The following is a 25,008-nucleotide window of genomic DNA, read 5'->3' on the forward strand; positions in this document are numbered from 1 at the left end:
TCTTGAAACGCTCCGCAGCCGGCGTCGTCCTCCTGTGCACGTTGAGCGCGTGCGACCGGCGGGCCGAGTCCGGCGCCGTGACCGGCGGCACGATCGTCGTCGCCGTCGCGGCCGACGTGGACGCGCTGATTCCGCCGTTGGTGACATCCACGCAGGGACGGCAGGTCACGGACCTGATCTTCGACCGGCTCGCGGACATCGGCGATTCGCTCAACACCACCGGCGACTACGGCTTCCGGCCGCGGCTCGCGGAGCGGTGGACGTGGAGCCCGGACTCGCTCCAGATCACGTTCACGCTGAACCCGCTCGCCCGCTGGCACGACGGGCGCGCCGTCACCGCCCGCGACGTCCGGTTCACGCACCAGCTCTTTCAGGACCCGGAAGTAGCGGCGCCGCTGGCCGCGCTGCTGGCGAACATCGATTCGGTGAGCGCGCCCGATTCGCTCACCGCGATCTTCTGGTTCAGGGGCCGCTCGCCGCAGCAGTTCTTCGACGCGGTGTACAACCTGCTCATCGTTCCCGAGCATCTGCTCGGCGGCGCGCCGCGCTCCCAGCTGCGCGGGACGGCGTTCGCGCGGTCGCCTGTCGGAAGCGGCCGCTTCCGTTTCGCGCGCTGGCAGCCGGCGGTCTCGCTGGAAGTCGTAGCCGACACCAACAACTACGCCGGCCGGCCGAACATCGACCGCGTGATCTGGACGGTGTCGCCCGATTTCACGACCGCGTCCACCAAGCTGCTAGCCGGTGAGGCGGACGCGTTCGAGGCCGTGCGGCCCGAAATGATACCGGAGATACAGAAGAACCCCGCGCTCCGGCTGGTCACGTATCCCGGCCTGGAGTACGGCTTCCTTCAGTTCAACCTGCGCGACCCCCGCCGGCCGTCGCTGCCGCACCCTCTTTTCGGCGACCGCCCGACACGCGTCGCAATATCGGCGGCGCTGGACCGTGCGGCGCTCGTGCGCAACGTATTCGACACTCTCGCGACCGTGGCCATCGGTCCGACCGTGCGGGGCTACGTCGGAGCCGATCCCACCCTGCCGCGGATCGGGTACGACTCCGCGCTGGCCAACGCGGTGCTCGACTCTCTCGGATGGAGACGCGGGCGCGACGGCGTGCGCACGCGCGGGGGACGGCAGCTCGCGTTCTCCATCGTCACTCCGACGTCGAGCCGGAACAGGGGTAGGATGGCCGTGCTGATTCAGGAGCAGCTGCGCGGGATCGGCGTAGCGGTGGAGATCGAGTCGCTGGACAACGCGGCGTTCCTGACGAAAATGAGGGATCGCTCGTTCGATGCAGCGCTCGGCGGCTGGCGGCTGGATCCCGCGCCGGGAATCAGACAGACGTGGGGAACCGCCGGATCCCGCGCACCCGGCGGAACCAACTTCGGGTCCTACGAGAGTCCGGAGTTCGACCTGCACGTGGACAGCGCGCTGTCCACGATGGACCCCGTGGAGGCGCACGCGCACATGCGCCGCGCGTACGAGGTGATCATCCGGGACGCGCCCGCGGTGTGGCTGTACGAGCCGCTCTCGATGCTCGCGCTGCACAGCCGCATCCGGCCCGGCGTTCTGCGGCGGGACGCTTGGTGGGCGCATCTCGCGGATTGGACGATCGACCCCGACGCGCGACTGCCGCGCGACAATATCGGTCTGACTCCGACGCCGTGACGTGATCGCGTTCCTACTGCGTCGCGCCGTCCATACGCTCGTAGTAGTCGCCGCAGTCGCAACGCTCGTTTTCGTCCTGATTCACGCGGCCCCCGGCGATCCCTTCGCCGGCTCGCTCGACAACCCGAACGTCACCGAGGAAGTGCGCGCGCGCTGGCGCGCGTCGTACGGGCTCGACCAGCCCCTCCCGGTACAATACGGCCGCTACCTTGCGCGCCTCGCCCGGGGAGATCTCGGCTGGTCCTTCTCGCGGCAGCAGCCGGTGAGCGCGGTGATCGGCGATTCGCTCCCGCGCACGCTGCTGCTCGTGGGGCTCGCGCTGGTGTTCGCGTTCGGCGCGGGAGTCGCGCTCGCGCTCGCGCAGACGCGCAGGCGCGGGCGGCCGTTCGATCGCGTCGCCGGCGGGCTGTCGCTTGTCCTGCTCTCGATGCCCGACTTCTGGCTCGGACTCCTGCTGCTGCTCGTCTTCAGCTACTGGATCCCCCTGTTCCCCGTCGGCGGAATGACGGACGTGGTGGAGTACCCGTATCTCGGCGCCGGCGCGCGCCTGCTCGACCGCGCGCACCACATCGTCCTCCCGCTCGCCACTCTCGTTCTCGCGGCGGCCGCCGCCGTCGCGCGCTACCAGCGCGCGGCGCTGCTCGAAGTGCTGCCGCGCGATTACATCCGATCCGCGCGCGCGAAGGGCGTGGACGAGCGCGCCGTCGTCCGCCGGCACGCGCTGCGCAACGCGCTGATGCCGGCCATCACGCTGCTCGGCACCAGCCTGCCGGCGCTGGTCGGCGGCGTGGTGTTCGTCGAGAAGGTCTTTTCCTGGCCGGGAATGGGACTCGTGGCCGTAGACGCCGTCTCCTCGCGCGACTACCCGCTGGTGCTGGCGGTCGTGATCGTCGGCACCGTGGTCGTGGCGGCGGGAAATCTTCTGGCGGACGTGTTGTATCGCGTGGCCGATCCCAGGCTGCGCGATGGCTGAGCGGCCGCTCGCGGTGCCGGCGCCGCGCCCGATGCGGATGGGCACGAGGGTGGCGGTCGCCGCTCTCGCCGTCATCGTGCTCGCAGCGGTGGCGGCTCCGTTGATCGCCCCGTACGACCCCTTCGCCCAGCCCGACATCGTCGGCGGCAACATCCTGCCGCCGACGCCGGAACATCCGCTGGGGACCGACCAGTTCAGCCGCGACGTGCTGAGCAGGGTGCTGTTCGGCGCGCGGGTCTCGCTGCTGGTCGGACTGCTGGCCACCACTGTGGCCGTGACCGTCGGGACTGCCTGGGGTCTCGCCGCGGGGTACGTCGGCGGCGTGGTGGACGAGATCATGATGCGCCTGGTGGACGCCCTGATGTCCATCCCGCGCGTCCTGCTCGTGCTGGCGCTCGTGGCGCTGTGGGGGCGGATGTCCACTACGGGGCTGGTGCTCCTGCTGGGGCTCACGGGCTGGTTCCAGCTCAGCCGCCTGGTGCGCGCCGAAGTGCTGACGGCGCGGGAAACGGACTATGTGGCCTCGGCCCGGGCGCTGGGCGCGCACGACTTTCGCATCGCGGTCCGCCATGTGCTCCCGAACGTGCTCCCGCCCATTATCGTTTTTGCGACGATCGGACTCGGCAACGTCATCGTGCTCGAGGCGGGACTCTCCTACCTGGGGTTCGGGATACAGCCTCCGATTCCGAGCTGGGGCAACATGATCCGCGACGGCTCCGAGCTGATGACGGCGGCGTGGTGGATCTCCCTCTTTCCGGGCCTTGCCATAGTGGCGACGGTGGTGGCGGTGAACGCTCTGGGCGACGGACTCCGGCAGGCGCTCGGACACACGGACAGCTACGCGCATGAGTAGTCCGCTCCTCACCGTGAAGGACCTGCGCACGTACTTCTATCTCGGCGGCGACGCCGTGGCGCGCTCGGTGGACGGCGTGTCCTTCAGCATCGACGCGGGCGAGACGGTCGGGATCGTCGGCGAATCGGGGTGCGGCAAATCGGTGACCGCGCTCTCGATCATGCGGCTGATCCGCTCCCCCGGCAGAGTCGAGCCGGGGAGCAGGATCGAGTTCGACGGCAAGGACCTGATCGCGCTCGACGAGGAATCCATGCGGCGGATCCGCGGCAACCGGATCGCCATGATCTTCCAGGAGCCGATGTCCGCGCTGAACCCCGTGTTCACGGTCGGCGACCAGATCGCCGAAGTCGCGCGGATTCACGCGGGCGCGACACGGCGCGAGGCGTGGAAGAAGGCCGTGGAGATGCTCGGGCTCACCGGCATCCCCGCGCCCGACCGGCGGGCGAAGCAGTACCCGCATCAGCTCTCCGGCGGAATGCGCCAGCGCGTGCTGATCGCGATGGCGCTGGTGATGAACCCGGCGCTCATCATCGCGGACGAGCCGACGACGGCGCTCGACGTGACGATCCAGGCGCAGATCCTCGAGCTGCTGCGCGACGTGCAGCAGAAGTTCGGCACCGCCGTGCTGCTGATCACGCACGACCTCGGCGTGATCGCGGAGATGACGCAGCGCGTCATCGTGATGTACGGCGGCGAGGTGGTGGAGCAGACGTCCACGCCCGAGCTGTTCACGTCCGCGCACCATCCGTACTCCGAGGGGCTGCTGCACGCCATGCCGCGGGTCGGCGACAAGCGCGAGCGGCTGAACGTGATTCCCGGCACGGTGCCGCCGCCGACCGCGTGGCCAAGCGGCTGCCGCTTTCACGACCGGTGCAAGTACTCGTGGGAGCGCGCGGAGCGCGAGCACCCGCCGCTATACACCATCGCGCCCGGTCATGTGAGCCGCTGTCATCTGGCCGAGGAGCCGCAGCGGCGGAACGAGCCGCACAGGCCGCTCGTCGCGCGGCGGAGGATCGACGCGTCATGACCGCCGCGTCAGTCGGAAACGGTCAGCCGCTGCTGTCGGTGCGGAACCTGACGAAGGCGTTCCGCTCGCGGAAAGGGCTGCTCGGGCCGGCCGAGGTCGTGTACGCGGTCAACGACGTGTCGTTCGACGTGTACGACGGCGAGACGCTCGCGATCGTCGGCGAATCCGGCTGCGGCAAGACGACCACCGGCCGCTCGATTCTCCGCCTGATCGAGCCGACGTCGGGAGAAATCACATTCGCCGGCCAGAACGTGGCGGATCTGAAAGGCGGCGCGCTCCGGCGGATGCGGCGCGAGATGCAGATAATCTTCCAGGATCCGTTCTCCTCGCTGAATCCGCGCATGACCGTGGGCGCAATCATCCGCGAGGGGATGCTGATCCACGGCCTCGCTACCCGCGCGGAAGCGGACAAGCGGGCCGGCGCCCTGCTCGAGGAAGTAGGCTTGCGCGCTGAGTACGCGTCGCGCTATCCGCACGAGTTTTCCGGCGGCCAGCGCCAGCGGATCGGCGTCGCCCGGGCGCTGTCCGTGGAGCCGCGGCTGATAATCTGCGACGAGCCGGTATCCGCGCTCGACGTGTCGGTGCAGGCGCAGGTGATCAACCTGCTGCAGGACCTGCAGCGGGAGCGCAGCCTCACCTACATCTTCATCGCGCACGACCTGTCGGTGGTCGAGCACATCGCCGACCGCGTCGCCGTGATGTATCTCGGCAAGATCGTAGAGCTGGGCCGGTCCGAGGCGCTGTTCAGCCGGCCGCTCATGCCGTACACGCAAGCGTTGCTCTCCGCGGCTCCCGTGCCGGATCCGGCGCGCAGGCGCGAGCGCATCGTGCTGCAGGGCGACGTCCCCTCCCCCGCGAACCTTCCGAGCGGCTGCGTGTTCCACCCGCGCTGCCACCACCCCGCCAGGGACGAGGCGTGCGGGAAGATCGCCCCGCCGCTCGAGGAGAAGGAGGCCGGCCACTTCGCCGCGTGCATCAAGCAGCCGCCAACCAAGGTGACCTGGGAGGAGCAGCAACGTGCCGGTGGCGTGCATGAGCCCAGGCGGTATCTTCCCGTGGCGGCGCTGCACTGAATTCAGCTATTGGCTGTTGGCTATTGGCTATTGGCAACGGCCGAAAACCATTTGGAACCGATTGCAGCACGAAGTAAGAAGGCCAACAGCCAACAGCCAACAGCTAACAGCGGGGTTCCATTCATGTCGGGCATTGTCGACGTAGGCGCAACGACCATCGATAGACCGCCGGCGCTGGACGACCGCGCGCTGTTCGGACATCCACGCGGTCTCGGGCTGCTGTTCGTCGTCGAGATGTGGGAGCGGTTCTCGTACTACGGCATGCGGGCCCTGCTCGTCCTGTACCTCGTCAACGCGCTGCACTGGCCAGACGGCGACGCCGCGCGGCTGTACGGCGCGTACACCGGCCTGGTCTATCTCACGCCGCTGATCGGCGGCTACCTCGCCGACAGGATCATCGGCACCCGGCGCTCGCTCGTGATCGGCGGAATCGTCATCGCGCTGGGGCATTTCGTGCTTGCGTTCGGGCCGGGTGCGGTGCCAGAGGGCCAAACGCTCAAGGACATGGGACAGCTGATCCCGTTCTACCTCGGGCTCGCGCTCGTCGTCATCGGCACCGGCTTCTTCAAGCCGAACGTCTCGACGATGGTCGGACAGATCTATCTCGAGGGCGACGTCCGGCGCGATTCGGGCTTCACGATCTTCTACATGGGCATCAACCTCGGCGCGTTCATCGCGCCGCTGGTGTGCGGCTACCTCGGCCAGAGAGTCGGCTGGCACTATGGCTTCGGCGCCGCCGGAGTCGGCATGACGCTCGGCCTCATCATCTACATGTGGGGCCGGGACAGGTATCTCCCGGGGATCGGCCTGCACGCCAAGCACGATCCGAACAACGCGGCCGCCGTCGCGGCGGAGTCCATGGAAGTGCCGTGGAATCCGTGGGCCGTCACCATCGGCGCCGCGCTGGGCGCGGGCCTCGTCTTCCTCGGAGCCGGCGACATCCATCCGGTGGACCTCACTATCCGCATGGCCATCGCCGGCATGGGCGTGGCGGCAGCGGTGCTCGCGATCTCCGGCACGCGCGGCGAAGAGCGCAACCGCGTGATCGCGCTGTTCATCGTCGTCTTCTTCGTGATCTTCTTCTGGATGGCGTTCGAGCAGGCGGGCAGCTCGATGAACCTGTTCGCCGACCGCCACACGAACATGAACATCAGCGGCTGGGAGATGCCGTCGAGCTGGTTCCAGTCCATGAACCCGCTGTTCATCCTCGTATTCGCGCCGGTGTTCGCGATCATCTGGATCTCGCTCGGCCGCCGCGGCATGGAGCCGTCGACACCGCTGAAGATGGTGCTCGGACTCGTGCTGCTCGGCACCGGTTTCCTGTTCCTCGTCGTCGCCGGCCGCTCGGTCGATCAGGGGTTCCAGGTGAGCGCGATGTGGCTCACGATGGCGTACCTGTTTCACACGCTGGGCGAGCTGTGCCTGTCGCCCGTCGGGCTGTCCTACGTCACCAAGGTGGCGCCGTACAAGTTCGCGTCGCTGCTGATGGGTGCGTGGTTTCTGGCGAGCTCGGCCGCGAGCTACCTAGGCGGCTGGCTTGCGGCGCAGACGGAGACCATCACCTCGCAGGCGAGCTTCTTCTCGATCCCCGTGGCGACCTCCTTCGGCGCGGCGTTCCTGCTGCTGCTGCTCGTGCCGCTGCTCAAGCGCCTTACCCGGAGCGTGAAGGCCTAGTCCCCTCGCGCTGGGAAACGACAAAGGCATCCTCTCCGAGAGCTACGCTTTGCTAACACGCTCTCTGAGAGGATGCCTTTGTCGTTCCAGCGCTCCCGGCTCTTTGTGCGTGCGTACTGCGGAGGTAAGGGAGCGGCGGGCCCGCGGGCCCTAGTCGGCCGCAGGGCTATGCGGAGGTCGCCGCTGCGTGCGAAGGTGTGCCCCGGGGCATCCGGGTGGGTGTCCCGTGCAGGCGCGTGTTAGCGAGCGCAGTTTGCTCGCGTAGCGCCGAAACGGGATACCCATTCGGATGCCAACCGGGCACACCTTCGCAGGGACCGGCGAACTCGGATAAGAGCTTACGGCCAGCTGAACACGCTCGCGGGCCGGCTCCGCTCGCGAGCCTGGTACAGATCCCGCGGCTCTCTCCAGAACACGCGGCCGAAGTCGCGCACCGTCAGGCGCGCCTCCAACCGCCGCTTGCCGTCGGTGTTGAGCGGATACGCCAGATCGAGCCGCGCGAGCCGGCGCGAGCGCGGAGGCACCGCCATCAACAGACTGACACCCGCGCTGTACCGAACCGGCGTGTCGACGCCGAAGGGCGAATCACCCGCCCAGATCTTCCCCGCGTCGACGAACCCCGCGATACCGATCGTCGCGTACTCCCGGAAGCGTCCCCAGACGTACTTGTCCTCCGCCCGCAGCACCAGCCGGCGCGCCCCGCCGGTCTGCGAGCTGCGATACCCGCGCAGTCCGCCGTCGGGTGAAGCGAACGTGACCTGGTACGGCACGCGCGACCTCCAGCCGCCGCTCCATTCGAGACTCGCGGTGGACGTGTGGCGGAGAAACGGCCGCGCGAACAGCGCGAGCCGGCCGCTCGACGCCACGCTGTTCCAGTTGTCCTCCTTGCCCGCCCTTCGCCCTTCCACGTTCACCTCCAGCGCCGTGAACGCGGACGGCGACCCCATCCCGGCGTAGGCGCTGACCGACGCGAAGTAATCCTCGTCACCCTTTGGGTCGAGGAAAGTGAATCCGCGTCCGAGCACGAACCCGAGCTGCAGGCCCTTGCGCACGTCCTGCCTCGCGTCCAGCGCGTCGAAGCCCGTCACCGCCATGAATCGCAGGAGGCGAACGCCGAGCAGCGCATTGGCTCGCGCCTGCCGCTGCTCGATGTAGCGGCCGATCAGTACCGTCGAGGTGTCGGTCACGAGCGCGCCGTCCACCATGCGGACCGGCCCTTCTCCCGGCATGACGCGCTCGCGCGTGATCGATCCGCCGGCCAGCAGAATGCGTCCGATGGGACCGACGCGAACCACGCCGCCCGCCTCGATATATTCCCGGTCGACCGCGATGTGGACGGGATCCGCATCCGGGCGCCGGAACCGCGTGTAGATGTCGAGCTGCCCGGCGCCGACCCGCCAGGCAATGCGCTGCAGGTCCGTCAGAAAGGGGTGGCTCGCGTCCACCAGCCACTCCGTCCCGACCTGCAGCCGGCCCGCCTCCGCGGCGATCTGGTACGGGCGACCGAAGAACTGGTAGTCCCTGACGCGGATGTTGTACGCGTCACGAAATTCCCGGCCATCCTCCCACCTCACTTCGGCCTGCAGCCCGCTCCCGAAGAAGTTTCTGTTGCCGAGCTTCACCGAGCGGACGTGCGGCGACGAAGCCGAAATCGAGCCGCCCGCGATCAGCGAGATTTCGTCCACCGTCGTGACGCTGAGCACCACTCCCCCCTGGCCGTCGCTCAAGGCGACGACGGTGGCATCCGAGATGAACGGTTGGGCGCGCAGGATGCGCTCCGACTCCGCGCGTCGCAGCTCCTCGCAGCGATCGCCGAGACCGAGCGCCATGTACCTCCGTACCGTTTCGGTCCGCGTCGTCGTATGTACCTTGCTCGCCGCCTGCCCGGTGCGTCCTATGAAAGTCCCATCGGCGCCGGGAAAGGGCGGGCGCGTGTCGATCTCGGTCGCCGTGATGACCTGGCCGGCGCAGGGGACGGCTTCACGCTGCGCCACCTGCGCGGCAGCGGCGGCCGGGACGGCTGCCATGAGGCAGCAGAGGGCGGCGCTCAGCCATGGGGGTCGCGCGAAGCGAACGCTCATGGGTACGATATAGGGGCTCGGCACGACTACGGACAGGGCTGGACCGGGCGACCGGGTGACGCGAGTCGTCACGCTATTGCACCAGGAGACGCACTTGTACACAGGGCCAGTCGTCGCTGTCACTGCATCCATCCAGGAAGAAGAAGAACCCCGCCGCGTCCGATTGAACGCGGCCTATCTCACGGCCCTGGAGAACGCAGGGCTCGTACCACTCGTTGTTCCGCCGCTGGCCGACCCGCATGCGGCCGACCGGATCCTCGCGGGAGTGGACGGCCTGGTGCTGACCGGCGGAGAGGACGTCGCGCCCGACTACTTCGGGGAGGAGCGCCATCCAGCGCTCGGCACCGTCAACAAGGTGCGCGACGCAACCGAGATCGCGCTGATCTCCGCGGCGCGTCGGCTCCGGATGCCGGTGCTGGCGATCTGCCGCGGAATCCAGGTGCTCAACGTGGAATGCGGCGGAAGCCTCATCCAGGACATCGCCGCGCAGCGGCCGGGCGCCCTCGCGCACAGCGGAGACGGCGAACGAAATGAAACCGTGCATTCCGTGACGATCGAAGATGATTCCATTCTCGCGCTCGCGACGGGCGCGGTCCGGCTCGACGTGAACTCGCTGCACCATCAGGCCATCGACCGGCTGGGCGATGGGCTGCGGGTGACCGCGAGCGCGCCGGACGGGATCATCGAGGGCGTGGAGAGCAGCGACGACTGGTGGGTGCTCGCCGTGCAGTGGCATCCGGAGGAGATGGACGCGGGCGCGCAGCCGGGCGCCGAGCCTGGCCCGCTGTTCAAGGCGTTCGCCGAAGCGGTTCGATCGTTCTGAGGATCTGAGCGGGTGGGGCTCGATATCGTGCACGTCGACGCCGGCGCGAGCTGGCGGGGCGGGCAGCGTCAGGCGCTGCTCCTCGCCGCGGGGCTGCGGGAGATCGGCGACGAATGCCTGCTGATCGCGCAGCCGCGCGGACCGCTGTCGGCCCGAGCGCGAATGGCCGGCTTGCGAGTCGCGCCGGTGCGAATGCCGAGCGAATGGAGCCCGCGGGCCGTCCGGCAGATACGCTCGCTGATTCGCGACCTCGCTCCCGCGATCGTTCACGCCCACGACGCGCGGGGCCACGCGCTGGCACTGCTCGCACTCGCGTCGCTGCCGCGCGAGAAGCGCCCTCCCCTGATCGTCACCCGGCGGGTCGTGTTTCCTCCGCGCTCGGCGCGACTCAAGTACGGCGGCCGCGTCGCGCGCTTCATCGCGATCTCGCAGGCGGTCCGCGACGCGATGGCAGCAGCGGGCATCGCTCCCGGGCGAATCTCGGTCGTGTACTCCGGCGTCCCGGCGCCGGTGGTGACGGCGCCCCGCGACTGGCGGAAGGAATGCCACTGGCCCGCGAACAGCGTGATCTGCGGCGTGGTCGGCGCGATGACCGGCGAGAAGGGCGTCGCCGAGGTCGCCGCGATCGCGCGCCGGCTGCCGGCGGACGCCGCCCGAAAGGCGCGGCTCGTGCTCATCGGAGGCGAGCGCGCCGACCGCTCGACCATGGGCGGCATCGAAGTGCACCGCCCAGGCTTCATCGAGGACGTGCACGACGCGATGGCCGGCCTGGACGCGCTCTGGCATCCGTCGTCGAGCGAGGGACTGGGGACCGCCGTCATCGACGCGATGGCGCTCGGAATTCCTCCGGTGGCATACGCCACCGGTGGGCTGCCCGAGCTGATCGAGGACGGCGTCAGCGGCCTGCTTGCGCCCGCGGGCGACGTCGCGGCTCTTGCCGCCGCGGCGGCCTCGCTGATCCGCGACGCCGCCCTGCGCGCCCGCTTGAGCGCCGCGGGGCCCCCGCGCGGGGCGCTGTTCGGCGTCGAGCGCATGGTGCGGGGCACGCGGGCCGTGTACGGAGAAGTACTCTCCCCGGAGCCTTAGTCGTCCATAGGTGTACCCATCTTGCATACGCCTTCTATACTTGCACGTTCGTTCCAGCTCACCCAACAGCTCCGCTGAATAGTGCTCTATATCTGCATTCCGACGTACAACGAAGCGCCCACCGTTGGAGTCCTGCTCTGGCGGATTCGGTCGGTATTCCAGGAATACTCCCGGGAATACGAGATCGTCGTGTATGACGACGCGAGCACCGACTCCACCGCGGAGACGCTCGAGCCGTACAGGGAAGTGCTGCCTCTCACGATCATTCGTGGAAAGAGCCGCGCGGGATATCCGGCGGCCGTCGAGGCTTGCTTCCGCGAGGTCGTCCGTCGCACGCGGTACCCGCGGCGCGACGCCATCATCGTGATGCAAGCCGACTTCACCGACGCGCCCGAGCAGCTGCCCGAGCTCGTGCGGCGCTTCGAGGGCGGCGCGGACGTCGTGGTCGCGGACCGGACCGGCTCCGCCGAGCTGCCCAAGCCGGTTCGCCGGCTCAAGCTGCTGTCGTCGCTGCTGGTCAAGCGGTTCACCGGGCTCACGGGCGTCGGCGATCCCTTCAGCGGTTTCCGGCTGTTCCGTGTCTCGGTGGTGAAGGACCTGCTCGCGAAGGGCGGAAACGGCGGTCTCAGCTCGGCGCCGGGGCTCGGCGCCAACCTCCAGCTGCTGCTGGCGGCGTCGCGCGTGGCGCGGCGTGTCGAGAGCGTGCCGCTACCGGCCAGCTATGATGTTCGCGTGCGCGAGAGCCGGGTGCGCCCGGTGAGTGACGCGGTCGCGCTGTACAAGTTCGCGCTGGGCCACTGGAGGGCGCCGCTTCCCCCGGCGGCGCCGGCGAGGGCCGCCCGATGATCGCCGCGGTGGCGCTCGCCATTCTTACGGGAATCGGCGCGGCCGTATCGCCGCCCGCTGTGGACCACCCGTTCGGCGTCGGTGAAAAGCTGGTCTTCGATGTCCGGTTCGGTCCCGTGAAGGTCGGAACCAGCACGATGGAAGTGCGCGAGATCAGCCACATTCGCGGGCGGGCCGCGTACAAGACCTACTTCCGCGTGCAGGGCGGGACGTTCTTCTACAAGGTCGACGACATTCTTCAGAGCTGGATCGACACCGAGACCCTGTCGTCGCTGCGCTTCGTGCAGCGGCTCGACGAGGGGTCGCGCGAGCGCGAGCGGCACTTCGAGATCTACCCTGACCGCTCCGTCTACGTGGAAGTCACCAAGAGTGCCACAGAGCATCCGTCGGTGTCGAATCCGCTGGACGACGCATCCTTCCTGTATTTCATCCGGACGATTCCGCTGGAGGTCGGTCGGACCTACGAGTTCAACCGCTACTTCCGGCCCGATCGCAACCCGGTGAAGGTTCGCGTGCTGCGCAGGGAGCGGATCGTCGTTCCGGCGGGAACGTTCAACGCGATCGTGCTCCAGCCGACGATAAAGTCCAAGGGGATCTTCGCGGAGGGCGGCCAAGCCGAGCTGTGGCTGTCCGACGACGATCGTCGGATGGTGCTGCAGCTGAAGACGAAGGTTGCGTTCGGGTCGCTGAACCTGTTTCTCCGGTCATTTACGCCCGGCAGGTAGCAGTGACTAGTCACTAGTCACCGCGTTTTCAGTACGTGCTGACCCGCGTCTCCGACCAACGCTCGCGCAGACGCCGCGCCGTGCCCGGGCTGACGATGCGAATCGCGAGATACGCGATCGCCCCGACGATGGCTATCTTGACCGCCACTACGACCAGCCATATGGCGATACCGAGCAACCCGCCGAAGATCTTGAACACCAGACCCAGGGCGAACAGTCCCAGCATGGCGAACAGGCCGGTCATGAGAATTGTGCGTATCATACGAATCTCCAAAGCGCTATTGGCTATTGGCTGTTAGCTGTTGGCTAACCATACCTCTAGCTCGTCACATTAAATACGAAAGCTGGCTGCGAGTGTTTCAGCAACCACTAGTCACCAGTCACTAGTCACTAGTCACCATTCCGCCACCCCCCTTGGCAGACGTCGCAATCGCCGGCGGCGGCCTCATCGGCAGGGCGTGCGCCGCTGCGCTGGCCGAGCGTGGCGCCACGGTGCTTCTTCTCGAGCACGCGCGCACCGGGGAAGCGTCCGGCGCGTCAGCCGGAATGCTGGCTCCCTCGGTGGAGCGCGCGAGCGGCGCCGACAGTGCCGCCAGCGCGCTGGCGCTGGCCGCGAGAGAGCGGTACCCGGCGTATCTCGACTGGCTGCGCGAGCGGTCGGGCATCGCCGTCCCGCTCAACCGCCTTGGCATCCTGCAGGTCGCGCTCTCCGCGGCGGGAGTCAAAGGCCTGCGAAAGACCGCCAATCCGGGGTCGCACTGGGTCGACCGCGCGGAGCTCACCGCGCTCGAGCCGGCGCTCTCCCACGCGCTCGGCGCGCTCTTCTCGCCGCACGACGGCTGCGTGGACAACGTCGCCCTGCTCGCCGCGCTGGACTCTCTGCTGGCGCGCGCGCCGCTCGTGCGTCGCGTCGCCGCGCGCGTGAGGGCCGTCTCGTCCACGGAAGAGTCAGTGACGGTCGTTACCGCCGACGGCACGCGCCACTCCGCGGGCTATGTGGTGATCGCCGCCGGTGCGTGGTCGGGCGGGATCGAAGGCGCGCATCTGGCTGCGGTGGTGGAGCCCGTACGCGGGCAGCTCGTGTCCTACGCGGCGGCGCCCTGCCGGCACACACTGTACGGCCCGCGCGGCTACGTCGTACCCCGCGGAAGCTCGACCATCGCCGGCAGCACCATGGAGCGGGTGGGCTTCACGCCGGGCACGACCGCCGAAGGGATCGCGCGAGTCCGCTCCGCCGCCGAAGAGATCTGTCCTTCGCTGGGAGCCGCGCAACCGGCATCGGCGTGGTCCGGCTTCCGGCCAGTGACCCCGGACATGCTCCCCCTCGTCGGTGCGGACCCGCACACCCGGAGAATCGTGTACGCGACCGGCCATTCCCGGAATGGCGTCCTGCTTGCTCCGCTCACGGCGGAAATAGTCGCAAATCTCGTATTTGAGGACGTCCTAAATTTTGTTGCCGCACGATTCCGTCCGGACCGGTTCTAGCATACATTGACAGTCAAATGCCGCCTGCCGAGCTCGGGGACGCCGCCGTGAGTCAACCGCTGTACCAGATTCTGGGACGACACAGGTCGGAGGCCCTGCCCGAGCGGAAGCCGTCCTGGCTGAAGGTCCGCGCGCCGGGTGGAGGCAATTACCTGAAGCTCCGGCAGATGATGCGGGAGCTCGACCTGCACAGCGTCTGCGAGGAAGCCCACTGTCCGAACGTGGGCGAGTGCTGGGAGCACGGCGCCGCCACGTTCATGATCCTGGGCGACACGTGCACGCGAAACTGCGCGTACTGCGCGGTGAAGCACGGCCGGCCGCCCACGTACGACGTCGCCGAGCCGGCGCGCGTGGCGGAAGCGATCGCGCGAATGGGGCTGCGGCATGCCGTCATCACCTCGGTCGACCGGGACGACCTCCCCGATTTCGGCGCGTACATCTTCGCGGAGACGATTCGCCAGATCCACGACCGGCTCCCCGGCTGCTCGGTCGAGGTGCTCGTGCCCGATTTCCAGGGGAGCGAGCCGAGCGTCCGCATGGTGCTCGAGGCCGGTCCTGATATCTACAATCACAATACGGAGACGGTGCCGCGCCTGTACAAGCGCTGCCGGCCCGGTGGCCGCTACGAGCGCGTGCTCAGGATCTTCCGCATGGCCAGGCGGATCGCGCCGCACATCCCCACCAAGACCGGAATCATTCTTGGCATGGGCGAGACGATCGAGGAAGTGAAGCAGACGATGGCCGACCTGCGTGAGGTGGACGTGGACATCCTCACGCTCGGCCAGTATCTGCGTCCGTCGGATTCGCACATCCCGCTTGACCGGTACGTGAAGCCCGAGGAGTTCCGCGAGCTGTACGTGGCTGGCATGGCGATGGGCTTCCGCCACGTGGAATCGGGTCCGCTCGTGCGCTCCAGCTACCACGCGTGGGAGCAGGTGCAGTCGGCGGGAGTGGCATGAGGGAGCTATTGGCTATTGGCTGTTGGCTATTAGCCAAAAGCCCCGCGTTCCTGCTTTTCCCAGCCCCAAGCCAAGAGCCAATAGCCAACAGCCAAGAGCTTTATTGAATGGCCAAGAAGCCGACTAAATCGCCGGGCTCCAAGAGCGACGCTGAGCTGAACCGCGCGTTCCTCCGCTCCATGCTGCTGCAGCGGCGGTTCGAGGAGCGGTCCGCCGAGGCGTACGCGCTCGGCAAGATCGGCGGCTTCTGCCATCTGTACATCGGGCAGGAGGCGATCAGCACGGGCGCGCTCTCGGTGCTGCGGCCGGACGACTACGTAGTGACGGCATACCGGGACCACGGCCAGGCGCTCGCGCGCGGGATGACTCCGCGCGCGGTGATGGCGGAGCTGTTCGGCCGGCGCGACGGCTGCAGCGGCGGCAAGGGCGGCTCCATGCACCTGTTCGACGCCAAGCTCAACTTCCTCGGCGGCCACGGCATCGTAGGCAGCCACATTCCGCTCGCCACCGGCGTCGCGTTCGCGATCAAGTACCGCGGCGGCGACCAGGTGTGCCTGTGCTTCTTCGGCGAGGCAGCGGTGAACATCGGCGCGTTTCACGAGGCGCTGAACATGGCGGGCCTGTGGAAGGTGCCGGCAGTGTTCATCATAGAGAACAACCGGTACGGAATGGGGACGGCGGTATCGCGCGCCATGGCGAACGAGGACGTGAACGCGCGCGCGGCGACGTACAACATCCCCGCCGAGTCGGTGGACGCGCAGGACGTGTTCGCCGTGCGCGACGCAGTGACGCGGGCGGTCGATCTCGCGCGCGCCGAGAAAACTCCGACGCTGCTCGAGATGCGCACGTACCGGTTCATGGGTCATTCCATGTCCGACGCCGTGAGCGGCACGTACCGGACGAAGGCGGAGCTCGAGCAGGAGATGCGCCGCGATCCGATCATCCTGCTGCACAACCACATGACGGAAGCGGGCGAGATCGACGATGCCGCCTACGCCAAGCTGGACGAGGAAATCAAGGCCGAGGTGCAGGACGCGTGGGACTTCGCGGACGCGAGCCCGGAGCCGGAGCTGGAGGAGCTGTACGCACACGTCGTAGTTGATTGAAGCTGGTGACTAGTGACTTGTGACTAGTGACTAGAAACGGCCGATATCCGACAACTTCCAGTGTTTTTGCAGTTACAAGTCACTAGTCACTAGTCACTAGTCACACTATGTCGATTGTTACGTACCGTGATGCCTTGAACCAAGCCCTCCGTGAGGAGATACAGCGCGACGACCGCGTCTTCCTGATGGGCGAGGAAGTCGGGGAGTACAACGGCGCGTACAAGGTGTCGCGCGGCCTGCTGGACCAGTTCGGCCCGATGCGCGTGGTGGACACGCCGATCGCGGAGCTGGGCTTCGCCGGCATCGGCGTCGGCGCGGCGATGGTCGGGCTGCGTCCGATCATCGAGTTCATGACCTGGAACTTCGCGCTGCTCGCTCTGGACCAGGTGGTGAACTCAGCGGCCAAGATGCTGTACATGTCCAACGGCCAGTTCCCCATGCCGATGGTATTCCGCGGCCCGAACGGCGCGGCACTGCAGCTTTCCGCGCAGCATTCGCAGGCGTGGGAGAGCTGGCTCGCCCACATTCCCGGGCTAAAGGTCGTCACGCCGGCGACGCCGTACGACGCGAAAGGGCTGCTGAAGAGCGCGATCCGGGACGAGAACCCGGTGGTCTTCCTGGAAGGCGAGATGCTGTACAACACCAAGGGCGATGTCCCCGAGGGCGAGGAGATCCTCATCCCCCTTGGCAAAGCCGAGCGCAAGCGCGAGGGCGAGCACTGCTCGATCATCGCGCACGGCAAGACGGTGCTCATCGCGATCCAGGTCGCGGACGCGCTCGCGAAGGAGGGGATCAGCATCGACGTCATCGACCTGCGCACGGTGCGCCCGATGGACGTCGAGGCGATCGCCGAATCGGTGAAGAAGACGAACAGGGCGGTCGTCGTCGAGGAAGGCTGGGAGCTGTGCGGCGTCGGCGCCCAGGTCGTGGATTACATCCAGCGCGAGTGCTTCGATTTTCTCGACGCGCCGGTGCTGCGCGTGCACCAGGCCGACGTGCCGATGCCGTACGCCAAGAATCTGGAGCGCGCGGCCAAGCCCGACGCGCAGAAGCTGACCGCCGCCGTGCGCAAAGTCCTGTACCTCGAGTGATCGCCAATGGCCACTAAAGTCGTGATGGAGGCGCTCTCGCCGACGATGGAAGAGGGCCGCCTCGTCAAATGGACGAAGAACGAAGGTGACGCCGTCAAGTCCGGCGAGATCCTCGCGGAGGTCGAGACCGACAAGGCCGTGATGGAGCTGGTCGCGCGCGGCGACGGCGTGCTGCGCAAGCGGCTGATCAACGAGGGCGACACGGCGCCGGTCGGGCAGCTGATCGCGATCGTGGCCGCGGCCGACGAGAACATCGACGAGCTGGCGGCCGGCGCGCCCGCGGCCGCGGAAGCCCCGCCCAAAGCGGAAGGTGCGCAGCCAGCGGCAGCCGCTCCCGATGAAAAGGTGGCGCCCGCGGAGGAAGGCGCGCCGGCCAGATCCCCCGCCGACACAGACAAAGCGCCGCCCGCGGAGGGGGACGTACCGTCCAAGCCCCCCGCGGACCGCGTAGCCGACGGCCGAACCTCCGTTCCGGAAGATCCCTCGCATTCCCAGGGCGAGGCATCGATGCCGCCGCAGGAACGCGACCGCCGAGGCGCCCAGCGATTCGCAACCGACGCGCGCGGGGCGGCGGCGGGCAGCGGCCGGGCCGAGTCGGGCGATCGCGTGCGCTCCTCCCCGCTCGCGCGCAAGCTCGCTTCCGACCGCGGGGTCGAGCTGGGCAGCGTACAGGGATCCGGTCCGGGCGGCCGCATCGTCAAGCGCGACATCGAGCAGGCCGCGGCTCAGCCTCAGCGCGGCGCCGCCGCGCCGGGCGCGCAGCGCGCCGCGGTGCCGGTGGCCGAGCGAAAGATCTCCACCGAGGGTGACTACCAGGACATCCCGCTCACGCAGATCCGGAAGATTATCGCGCGCCGGCTGGCCGAGTCGATCGGCCCCGTGCCGACATTCTATCTCACCTCGGAGCTCGACGTCGAGCGCGTCGCGGAGATGCGCGAGGCGATGATCGAGCTCGGTGATCAGTACAAGGTGTCGTTCAACGACATCGTGCTGAAGGCCGTGGCGACCGCGCTGCAGCAGCACCCGGAGGTGAACGCGCACTGGCTCGGCGACAAGATGCGCTACTTCAACCGCGTGCACGTCGGGATGGCGGTCGCCGTCGACGACGGACTCATAACGCCGGTGATCTTCGACGCCGACACAAAGGGTCTCGCCGACATCTCGCGCGAGGCGCGCGAGCTGGCCAAGCGAGCCCGTGACCGAAAGTTGAAGCCCGAGGAGTACACGGGCGCGACGTTCTCCGTATCGAACCTCGGGATGTTCGGGATCGACCACTTCACCGCGATAATCAATCCGCCCGAAGCAGGGATCCTCGCGGTCGGCGGCGTGGAGGAGCGCGTCGTCGCGGTCGACGGCGCGCCCGCCATCCGCAAGCGAATGAACGTGACCATGAGCTGCGATCACCGCGTCATCGACGGCGCCACGGGCGCGAAGTTCCTCCAGACGCTGCGGCGTCTCATCGAGAATCCGCTCATGCTCGTCTACTAATGCGCCACTCAACCTTGCTATTGGCTATTGGCTGTTGGCTCTTGGCCACAGACCTGCAGGGCAGTAGCCAACAGCCAACAGCCAACAGCCAATAGCCATGCCTTCCTTTGACGTGATCTTCATCGGCGGCGGACCGGCAGGATATGTCGGCGCCATTCGCAGCGCGCAGCTCGGCCTGTCAGTCGCGGTCGTCGAGCGCGACGGACTCGGCGGCACCTGCGTGCTATGGGGATGCATCCCCGCCAAGGCGCTGCTCGAGGCGGCGTCCATCGCCAACCGGGTGAAGCACGCGTCCGAGTTCGGGGTGAATGTCGGCGAGGTCAAGCTCGACTACTCGGTCGCGATGAAACGCTCGCGCGCGGTTAGCACGCAGAACTCGAAGGGCGTCGAGTTCCTCTTCAAGAAGAACAAGATCACGCACATCAAGGGCACGGCAAAGCTCGCTGGCAAGAACGCGGTGTCGGTCAAGACCGCGGACGGGAAAGACGAGAAGCACGACGCGAAAAAGGCGATAGTGATCTCCACCGGCTCGCGGGTGAAGGGGCTGCCGCAGGCCGGCCTCGAGCTCAACAAGACGACCGTCATCTCCTCCGACGAGGCGCTGACGCTCGAGCAGGCGCCGAAGACGATGGCGATAGTCGGAGCCGGCGCCGTCGGCTGCGAGTTCGCGGACGTGTTCAACGCCTTCGGCACGGCGGTGACGCTGATCGACATCGCGCCCGTCATTCTCCCGCTCGAGGATGCCGACTGCTCGGCCGAGCTGACGAGAGCGTTCAAGAAGCGGAAGATCGACGTGATCACCGGCGCGAAGATCTCGAACGTGAAGGTCGGTAAGAGCTCGGTGAAGCTGACCGTCGAGGCGGGCGGGAAGAAGAACGACCTGGAAGTCGAGAAGGTCCTCGTCGCCGCCGGACGCGCGCCGAACATTGACGACATCGGCCTCAAGGAGGCGGGGGTCAAGATCAACGACCGCGGCTTCGTCGAGATCAACGAGCGGATGGAGACGAGCGCGAAGGGCATCTGCGCGATCGGCGACGTGGCCGGCCCGCCGATGCTGGCGCACAAGGGATCGCGCGAGGGCTTGGTGCTGGCGGAGATCCTGGCGGGCCACGCGACGCACGGGGTCAACTACTCGAACATCCCGAACGCCACTTACTGTCATCCCGAGGTCGCGTCCATCGGGCTGACCGAGCAGCAGTGCAAGGAGCAGAAGCTCGAGTACAAGGTCGGCAAGTTTCCCTTCTCCGCCAACGGCCGGGCGCGCACGTCCGGCGAGACCGAGGGCTTCGTGAAGATCATCCGCGACGCGAAGTACGGCGAGATCCTCGGCGCGCACATCGTCGGCGCGCACGCGACCGAGCTGATCCACGAGCTGGCCGTGGCGCGGGAGAACGAGTTCACGGTAGAGGAGATTGACCTCGCGGTTCATGCTCATCCCACTTTGGCCGAGGCTGTTGCTGAAGCGGCGCTCGACTCGCTTGGACGATTGATTCACGCATGAGATTGGTGACTAGTGACTTGTGACTAGTGACTAGTGGAAGCGGAACTGCGGGAACGGCTCGGCATGGGGCAGTTGCCGTTACTAGTCACTAGTCACTAGTCACCAGTCACCTGCATGCCCGAGCTCTGGGTCGCCGACCTCCACACCATGCCCTACGGCGAAGCGCTGGAGCTGCAGCGCGCCGTGGCCGCCGACCGCATCTCGGGGAAGATCCCCGAAGACGTGCTGCTGCTCATGGAGCATCCGCCCGTCGTCACCCTGGGGAGATCGAGCAAGGACGCGCACCTGACGGCGTCGCCCGAGCTGCTGAGGCTGCGCGGCGTCGAGCTGTTCGAGGTGGAGCGCGGCGGCGACGTGACGTTTCACGGCCCCGGTCAGTTGGTCGGCTACCCGATCATCGACCTCAAGCGGCACAAGCAGGACCTGCACTGGTACCTGCGGACGATCGAGCAGTCACTCATCGACACGCTGGAAATGCTCGGGATCGCCGCCGGACGGAACAGCGGCTACACCGGCGTGTGGACCGGCGGGAAGAAGATCGCGTCCATAGGCGTGCACGCGCGCGACTGGGTGACCTGGCACGGGTTCGCGCTCAACGTGACCACCGACCTCTCTTACTTCGACCTGATCGTCCCCTGCGGCATCCAGGACGTGACGATGACCTCGATCGCGCGCGAGCTGCCCTCCGGCGGGGTGGCCTTCGAGCGCGTCGCGCGGACAGCCACCAACGCGCTCGCCAGGCTCTTCGACCTCACCCCGGTGACGGTGCCGCTGGATCAGTTGCGCTGAATCTGCCCGCGGATCTCCCCGCCGGGATTCGCGCTGGTGTGCACGTTCACGTACGCGGTGCCGTTCCGCATCCGGGTGAGCAGCGAATCGAGGCTGAACGGGGTGCAGCCGTATATTTGGAGCAGTGACCGACACTCCGCGTACCTACCAGCCGCGCGCGCGCGTCCCCAACGCCGCGCCGGCGCGGGGCGATCTTGCCGCCGACCTCAATCCCGTCCAAGCGGCCGCGGCCACGCACGGCGACGGGCCGCTGCTGATCATCGCGGGCGCGGGCACCGGCAAGACGCGCACGCTGGTATACCGCGTTGCGCACCTCATCGAGCGCGGCATAAGACCGGAGCGAATTCTCCTGCTCACCTTCACGCGGCGCGCGGCGCAGGAGATGCTGTCACGGGCCGAGCGACTCGCCGGTGGCAGCAGCCGCAGCGTGCACGGCGGGACGTTTCACGCCACCGGGCACCGGCTGCTGCGGCGCTTCGGCGAGGGCGCGGGAATCCCCAGGGACTTCAGCATCATGGACCAGGGCGACTCCGAGGACCTGATGCAGCTCTCCCGCGCGCAGCTCGGCTACGCCAAGGGCGCGAAGCGGTTCCCCAAGAAGGAATCGCTGCAGTACGTGTACTCGCGGCACGTGAACACGGGCTTCGACATCAAGGAGATCATTCGCGACGAGTACCCGCAGTTCACCGACTACATCGACGACTTCCGCAAGATTTACGGCGATTACACGAAGCGGAAGCACGAGCGGAATCTCGTGGACTACGACGACCTGCTGCTGTTCTGGGCGGGGCTGCTGGAGGAAGCGCCGGCGCTGGCCGACCGGATCGCGGCGCTGTACGACCACATCCTGGTGGACGAGTACCAGGACACGAACGCGCTCCAGGCGCGGATCCTCCGCGGCATGTGCCGGACGCACTCGAACATCACCGTCGTCGGCGACGACGCGCAGAGCATCTACTCGTTCCGCGGCGCGAACTTCCGCAACATTCTCGATTTCCCCAAGCAGTTCCCGGGCACCACGATCGTCCCGCTCGAGCAGAATTATCGCAGCACTCCGGACATCCTGGACGTCACCAACGAGCTGATCGCGCGGGCGCAGGAGCGGTTCACCAAGCATCTCTGGACCGAGCGGACGATCGGGGAGAAGCCGTGGCTCGTCGCCGCGCGCGACGAGCAGCAGCAAACCACGTTCGTGGTAGACCGGATCCTCGAGCTGCACGAGGAAGGAATGAGCCTGCGCGACATGGCCGTGCTGTTCCGCGCCGGGTACATGTCGGCGGACCTCGAGATCGAGCTGACCAACCGGAAGATCCCGTTCGAGAAGTGGGGCGGGATCAAGTTCCTGGAGACGGCGCACGTGAAGGACGTGCTCGCGTTCCTGCGCATCCTCGAGAACCCGCGCGATGAAGTCAGCTGGTACCGGATCCTCCAGCTCCTGCCCGGCATCGGTGAGACGACGGCGCGGGCCGCGATCGACGCGATGGCCGCGCTCGCGTGGGAGTCGGGCGCGTTCGGCAGATACAACCCTCCCCCGCGCGCGCGAGCCGCGCACGCCGCGCTCGTCGCGCTCCTGGACACACTGCGCACGCGCGAGAGCGCCGATGCCGGATCCGTCAGCGCGGAGATCGCGGGCGTGCGCTCGATGTACGACGCGATCCTGAAAGAGCGGTACGACCGGCCGGAGCCGCGCCTGGCCGACCTCGACCAGCTCCAGGTCATCGCCGCCGGCTATCCCGACCGCGAAGCGTTTCTCTCGGCGCTCGCGCTCGAGCCGCCGCAGGCCACGCAGGACCTGGTCGGCGACAAGTCCCGCAGCGAGGACGACTGCCTGGTGCTGAGCACTGCGCATTCAGCCAAGGGCAAGGAATGGGACGCGGTGTTCGTCATTTGGGCGCTGGACGGCTGGTTTCCTTCTTCGCGTTCATTGTCCGATCCCGAACAGCTGGAGGAGGAGCGCCGGCTCATGTACGTCGCGATGACGCGCGCGCGCGACCACCTCGCCGTGATCTACCCGCTGAACAGCTACGGCTCGCGCATGGGCTCGGACTACTTCGTCGCCCAGCTCTCGCGGTTCATCGACGCGGGCGTGCGGGAGAAGATGGAGCGCGTGACTCTGGCGGCGCCCGCGGCGGAAGCGGCGCCAGAGGTCCAGCTGCCGACCGTGGATCTGCGGGCGCTGTTGCGGGGGCGGTTCGGAGGCTAGCCCCACCAACTGGCCCTCCAAGTGCGTTGAGGGGTGCGCTACAATGCCCCCGTTCATATCATAGAAGGACCGTCAACCCGGAGAGTCACGTGGTCCTTAACCAGTCAGTGTCGCGAGCCCTCGCCGTCCTTCTCGCTGCAACCGCGGTCAGCTGCAGCGATCCGGCCGAGCCCGAGGTGGTCACCGACGTCGCCGTTATAGGCGTGATCCGCAGCATGGGGATAAATCAAACGCTCCAGTTCGAGGGGCGCGCCATCACGAACTACGGCGTGCGCGTGGACGAACTGGTCACGTGGAGCGTGTCCAACTCGGCCGTCATCAGCGTGTCAGGCGAGATAGTGACAGTCGACGGGAACCTGGTAAACCGCGCGACCGTGACAGGACTAGCCGTAGGAGCGGCCGACCTCATAGGCACCGCCCAAGGGGTGACCGGCTCCGTCAGGGTGACTGTGAATCCACCTGTCTGATGACACGGCCGATTGGCGACCGGTCGGCGATGACTAGCCGCCGCGCAGCCGAAGCCATTGCCGAATCGCGCCGAAGGGGTCGTTCGGCGACCCCTTCGCCAGACGCAGCACCGTCGCGATCGTAGCGCGCAGGTCGCGGTCTTCGGCCCAGTAGATCTCGTCGAACAGCGCCAGCTCGTTGGCGTAAACCACGCGGGCCAGAACGTACGCGTTGTTCAGCGGCACGCGCTCGGCGTACCACGGGCCGATCGTGCGCAGCAGCGGTCCGACGCTGTCGACGAGCGCGCGGCGCGCGTGCGCGTACACGGTGTCGCGCGCGAGCAGCCGGCGCTCGCGGCTCTCCGGATGCGCGGCGAACGCCGAGTCCAGCGAGCGTGACAGCGACGCCCAGAACGCGCTCAGCACCTTCTGGTCGCGCCACGAAGCGTCGCTCCGCGCCGCGGCATCCACCGATCCGCGCGAGCGAAAGAATCTCTCCGCGCCCCGCGCGCCCACGAAGCTGGCGAACGACTCGTTGAAGATCGCCTGGCCCTTCGGGAAGTACGTGCTGTGCGTGATCTCGTGGATCACGGTGTTGACGAGATCGAGCGAGTCGTGCCGCAGCGTGGTGCTGAGCAGTGGGTCCTCGAACCAGCCCAGCGTGCTGAAGGCGTCCGACGTTCTCAGATACGTGTCGTAGCCCTTCTCCTCCAGCTCGCGGCGCGCCTTCAGCGCGTCGTCCAGGTCGAAGAAGCCGCGATACGGCAGCCGTCCGACGACCGGGTATCGCCAGCTGTAGCCCGCGAGTGAGTCGCGCCGCGCGGCGCTCAGCACGAGTAGGAGCGTGTCGCGCCCGATGTCCGTGAACGTCGTAAAGCTGCCCCCCGGATCGAGGCCCAGGGAATCCGCCGCGAACCGGCGCGCGGCGAGGACGAGCCGGAGCTTCTGTCTCACCGAGTCCGCCAGGGCGGGGTCGTCGATCAGCCGCTGAATCGGCCGCCGGCCGGCGAGAATCCTGGCCTCCTCGACCGCCGCCCGCCCGAGGTAGCACCCCTGGGCGATACCCAGCAACGCGACCAACGCGAGGACCTGAGTGGTCCTGTTCATGTAATGCG

General features: G+C 67.7%; 22 protein-coding genes. 19 read left to right on the plus strand and 3 right to left on the minus strand.

The window, feature by feature from the left end:
- Positions 1-2 precede the first annotated feature (2 nt).
- The 6 genes from WEA80_04530 (at position 3) to WEA80_04555 (ending at position 7,264) form a co-directional block, all read left to right on the plus strand.
- Positions 3-1,664: a peptide ABC transporter substrate-binding protein gene (locus tag WEA80_04530; protein ID MEX1185833.1), complete on the plus strand. Its 1,662-nt coding sequence runs from the start codon at positions 3-5 to the stop codon at positions 1,662-1,664.
- 1 nt (position 1,665) lies between these two features.
- Positions 1,666-2,637 (plus strand): ABC transporter permease, encoded by a 972-nt coding sequence (locus tag WEA80_04535; protein MEX1185834.1) that lies wholly within the window; start codon positions 1,666-1,668, stop codon positions 2,635-2,637.
- Positions 2,630-3,490, plus strand: coding sequence for an ABC transporter permease (locus tag WEA80_04540; GenBank protein MEX1185835.1), 861 nt, complete (start codon positions 2,630-2,632; stop codon positions 3,488-3,490). The genes WEA80_04535 and WEA80_04540 overlap by 8 nt, the downstream gene beginning before the upstream one ends.
- A complete protein-coding gene (locus WEA80_04545) occupies positions 3,483-4,517 on the plus strand; it encodes an ABC transporter ATP-binding protein (protein MEX1185836.1) in 1,035 nt (344 codons plus the stop codon). The genes WEA80_04540 and WEA80_04545 overlap by 8 nt, the downstream gene beginning before the upstream one ends.
- On the plus strand, positions 4,514-5,590 hold the full coding sequence (locus WEA80_04550; protein ID MEX1185837.1) for an oligopeptide/dipeptide ABC transporter ATP-binding protein: 1,077 nt from the start codon (positions 4,514-4,516) through the stop codon (positions 5,588-5,590). The genes WEA80_04545 and WEA80_04550 overlap by 4 nt, the downstream gene beginning before the upstream one ends.
- Before the next feature lie 123 nt (positions 5,591-5,713).
- Positions 5,714-7,264, plus strand: coding sequence for a peptide MFS transporter (locus tag WEA80_04555; GenBank protein ID MEX1185838.1), 1,551 nt, complete (start codon positions 5,714-5,716; stop codon positions 7,262-7,264).
- Between the two features lie 338 nt (positions 7,265-7,602).
- Here the strand turns inward: WEA80_04555 and WEA80_04560 are convergent, their stop codons facing one another.
- Positions 7,603-9,345, minus strand: a complete 1,743-nt coding sequence (locus WEA80_04560) for a hypothetical protein (protein MEX1185839.1) — start codon at positions 9,343-9,345, stop codon at positions 7,603-7,605.
- A 94-nt stretch (positions 9,346-9,439) separates the two neighbouring features.
- Here WEA80_04560 and WEA80_04565 point away from each other — a divergent pair, with 94 nt between their 5' ends.
- From WEA80_04565 to WEA80_04580, 4 genes are all read left to right on the plus strand, one after another.
- On the plus strand, positions 9,440-10,168 hold the full coding sequence (locus WEA80_04565; protein MEX1185840.1) for a gamma-glutamyl-gamma-aminobutyrate hydrolase family protein: 729 nt from the start codon (positions 9,440-9,442) through the stop codon (positions 10,166-10,168).
- Between the two features lie 12 nt (positions 10,169-10,180).
- Positions 10,181-11,254 carry a glycosyltransferase gene (locus tag WEA80_04570; GenBank protein MEX1185841.1) on the plus strand — a complete coding sequence of 358 codons (1,074 nt, stop codon included), beginning with the start codon at positions 10,181-10,183 and terminating at the stop codon, positions 11,252-11,254.
- 81 nt (positions 11,255-11,335) lie between these two features.
- Positions 11,336-12,100, plus strand: a complete 765-nt coding sequence (locus WEA80_04575; protein ID MEX1185842.1) for a glycosyltransferase family 2 protein — start codon at positions 11,336-11,338, stop codon at positions 12,098-12,100.
- A complete protein-coding gene (locus tag WEA80_04580) occupies positions 12,097-12,825 on the plus strand; it encodes a DUF3108 domain-containing protein (GenBank protein MEX1185843.1) in 729 nt (242 codons plus the stop codon). Before WEA80_04575 ends, WEA80_04580 begins: the two co-directional genes overlap by 4 nt.
- 28 nt (positions 12,826-12,853) lie before the next feature.
- Here the strand turns inward: WEA80_04580 and WEA80_04585 are convergent, their stop codons facing one another.
- Entirely contained in the window at positions 12,854-13,087 is a 234-nt protein-coding gene (locus tag WEA80_04585; GenBank protein ID MEX1185844.1) for a hypothetical protein, read from the minus strand.
- Positions 13,088-13,239: 152 nt separating this feature from the next.
- Here WEA80_04585 and WEA80_04590 point away from each other — a divergent pair, with 152 nt between their 5' ends.
- From WEA80_04590 to WEA80_04630, 9 genes are all read left to right on the plus strand, one after another.
- Positions 13,240-14,310 carry an FAD-dependent oxidoreductase gene (locus tag WEA80_04590; protein MEX1185845.1) on the plus strand — a complete coding sequence of 357 codons (1,071 nt, stop codon included), beginning with the start codon at positions 13,240-13,242 and terminating at the stop codon, positions 14,308-14,310.
- Between the two features lie 47 nt (positions 14,311-14,357).
- On the plus strand, positions 14,358-15,269 hold the full coding sequence (lipA, locus tag WEA80_04595; GenBank protein MEX1185846.1) for a lipoyl synthase: 912 nt from the start codon (positions 14,358-14,360) through the stop codon (positions 15,267-15,269).
- 107 nt (positions 15,270-15,376) lie between these two features.
- Positions 15,377-16,375 carry a pyruvate dehydrogenase (acetyl-transferring) E1 component subunit alpha gene (gene pdhA / locus WEA80_04600; GenBank protein ID MEX1185847.1) on the plus strand — a complete coding sequence of 333 codons (999 nt, stop codon included), beginning with the start codon at positions 15,377-15,379 and terminating at the stop codon, positions 16,373-16,375.
- Between the two features lie 107 nt (positions 16,376-16,482).
- A complete protein-coding gene (locus WEA80_04605; protein MEX1185848.1) occupies positions 16,483-17,466 on the plus strand; it encodes a pyruvate dehydrogenase complex E1 component subunit beta in 984 nt (327 codons plus the stop codon).
- 6 nt (positions 17,467-17,472) lie between these two features.
- Complete coding sequence (locus WEA80_04610) at positions 17,473-18,954, plus strand: pyruvate dehydrogenase complex dihydrolipoamide acetyltransferase (GenBank protein ID MEX1185849.1); 1,482 nt, start codon at positions 17,473-17,475, stop codon at positions 18,952-18,954.
- A 97-nt stretch (positions 18,955-19,051) separates the two neighbouring features.
- The gene (gene lpdA, locus WEA80_04615; protein ID MEX1185850.1) at positions 19,052-20,455 is read left to right on the plus strand and encodes a dihydrolipoyl dehydrogenase; all 1,404 of its coding nucleotides are present in this window, start codon (positions 19,052-19,054) and stop codon (positions 20,453-20,455) included.
- A gap of 114 nt (positions 20,456-20,569) precedes the next feature.
- The gene (gene lipB / locus WEA80_04620) at positions 20,570-21,244 is read left to right on the plus strand and encodes a lipoyl(octanoyl) transferase LipB (GenBank protein MEX1185851.1); all 675 of its coding nucleotides are present in this window, start codon (positions 20,570-20,572) and stop codon (positions 21,242-21,244) included.
- A gap of 124 nt (positions 21,245-21,368) precedes the next feature.
- Positions 21,369-23,447 carry an ATP-dependent helicase gene (locus WEA80_04625; protein ID MEX1185852.1) on the plus strand — a complete coding sequence of 693 codons (2,079 nt, stop codon included), beginning with the start codon at positions 21,369-21,371 and terminating at the stop codon, positions 23,445-23,447.
- A gap of 89 nt (positions 23,448-23,536) precedes the next feature.
- On the plus strand, positions 23,537-23,914 hold the full coding sequence (locus WEA80_04630; protein ID MEX1185853.1) for a hypothetical protein: 378 nt from the start codon (positions 23,537-23,539) through the stop codon (positions 23,912-23,914).
- 33 nt (positions 23,915-23,947) lie between these two features.
- Here the strand turns inward: WEA80_04630 and WEA80_04635 are convergent, their stop codons facing one another.
- Positions 23,948-25,000 (minus strand): aminopeptidase, encoded by a 1,053-nt coding sequence (locus WEA80_04635; GenBank protein MEX1185854.1) that lies wholly within the window; start codon positions 24,998-25,000, stop codon positions 23,948-23,950.
- Between the last annotated feature and the right edge of the window lie 8 nt (positions 25,001-25,008).

It is taken from the genome of Gemmatimonadaceae bacterium, assembly GCA_040882285.1.
GTDB lineage: Bacteria > Gemmatimonadota > Gemmatimonadetes > Gemmatimonadales > Gemmatimonadaceae > JACDCY01.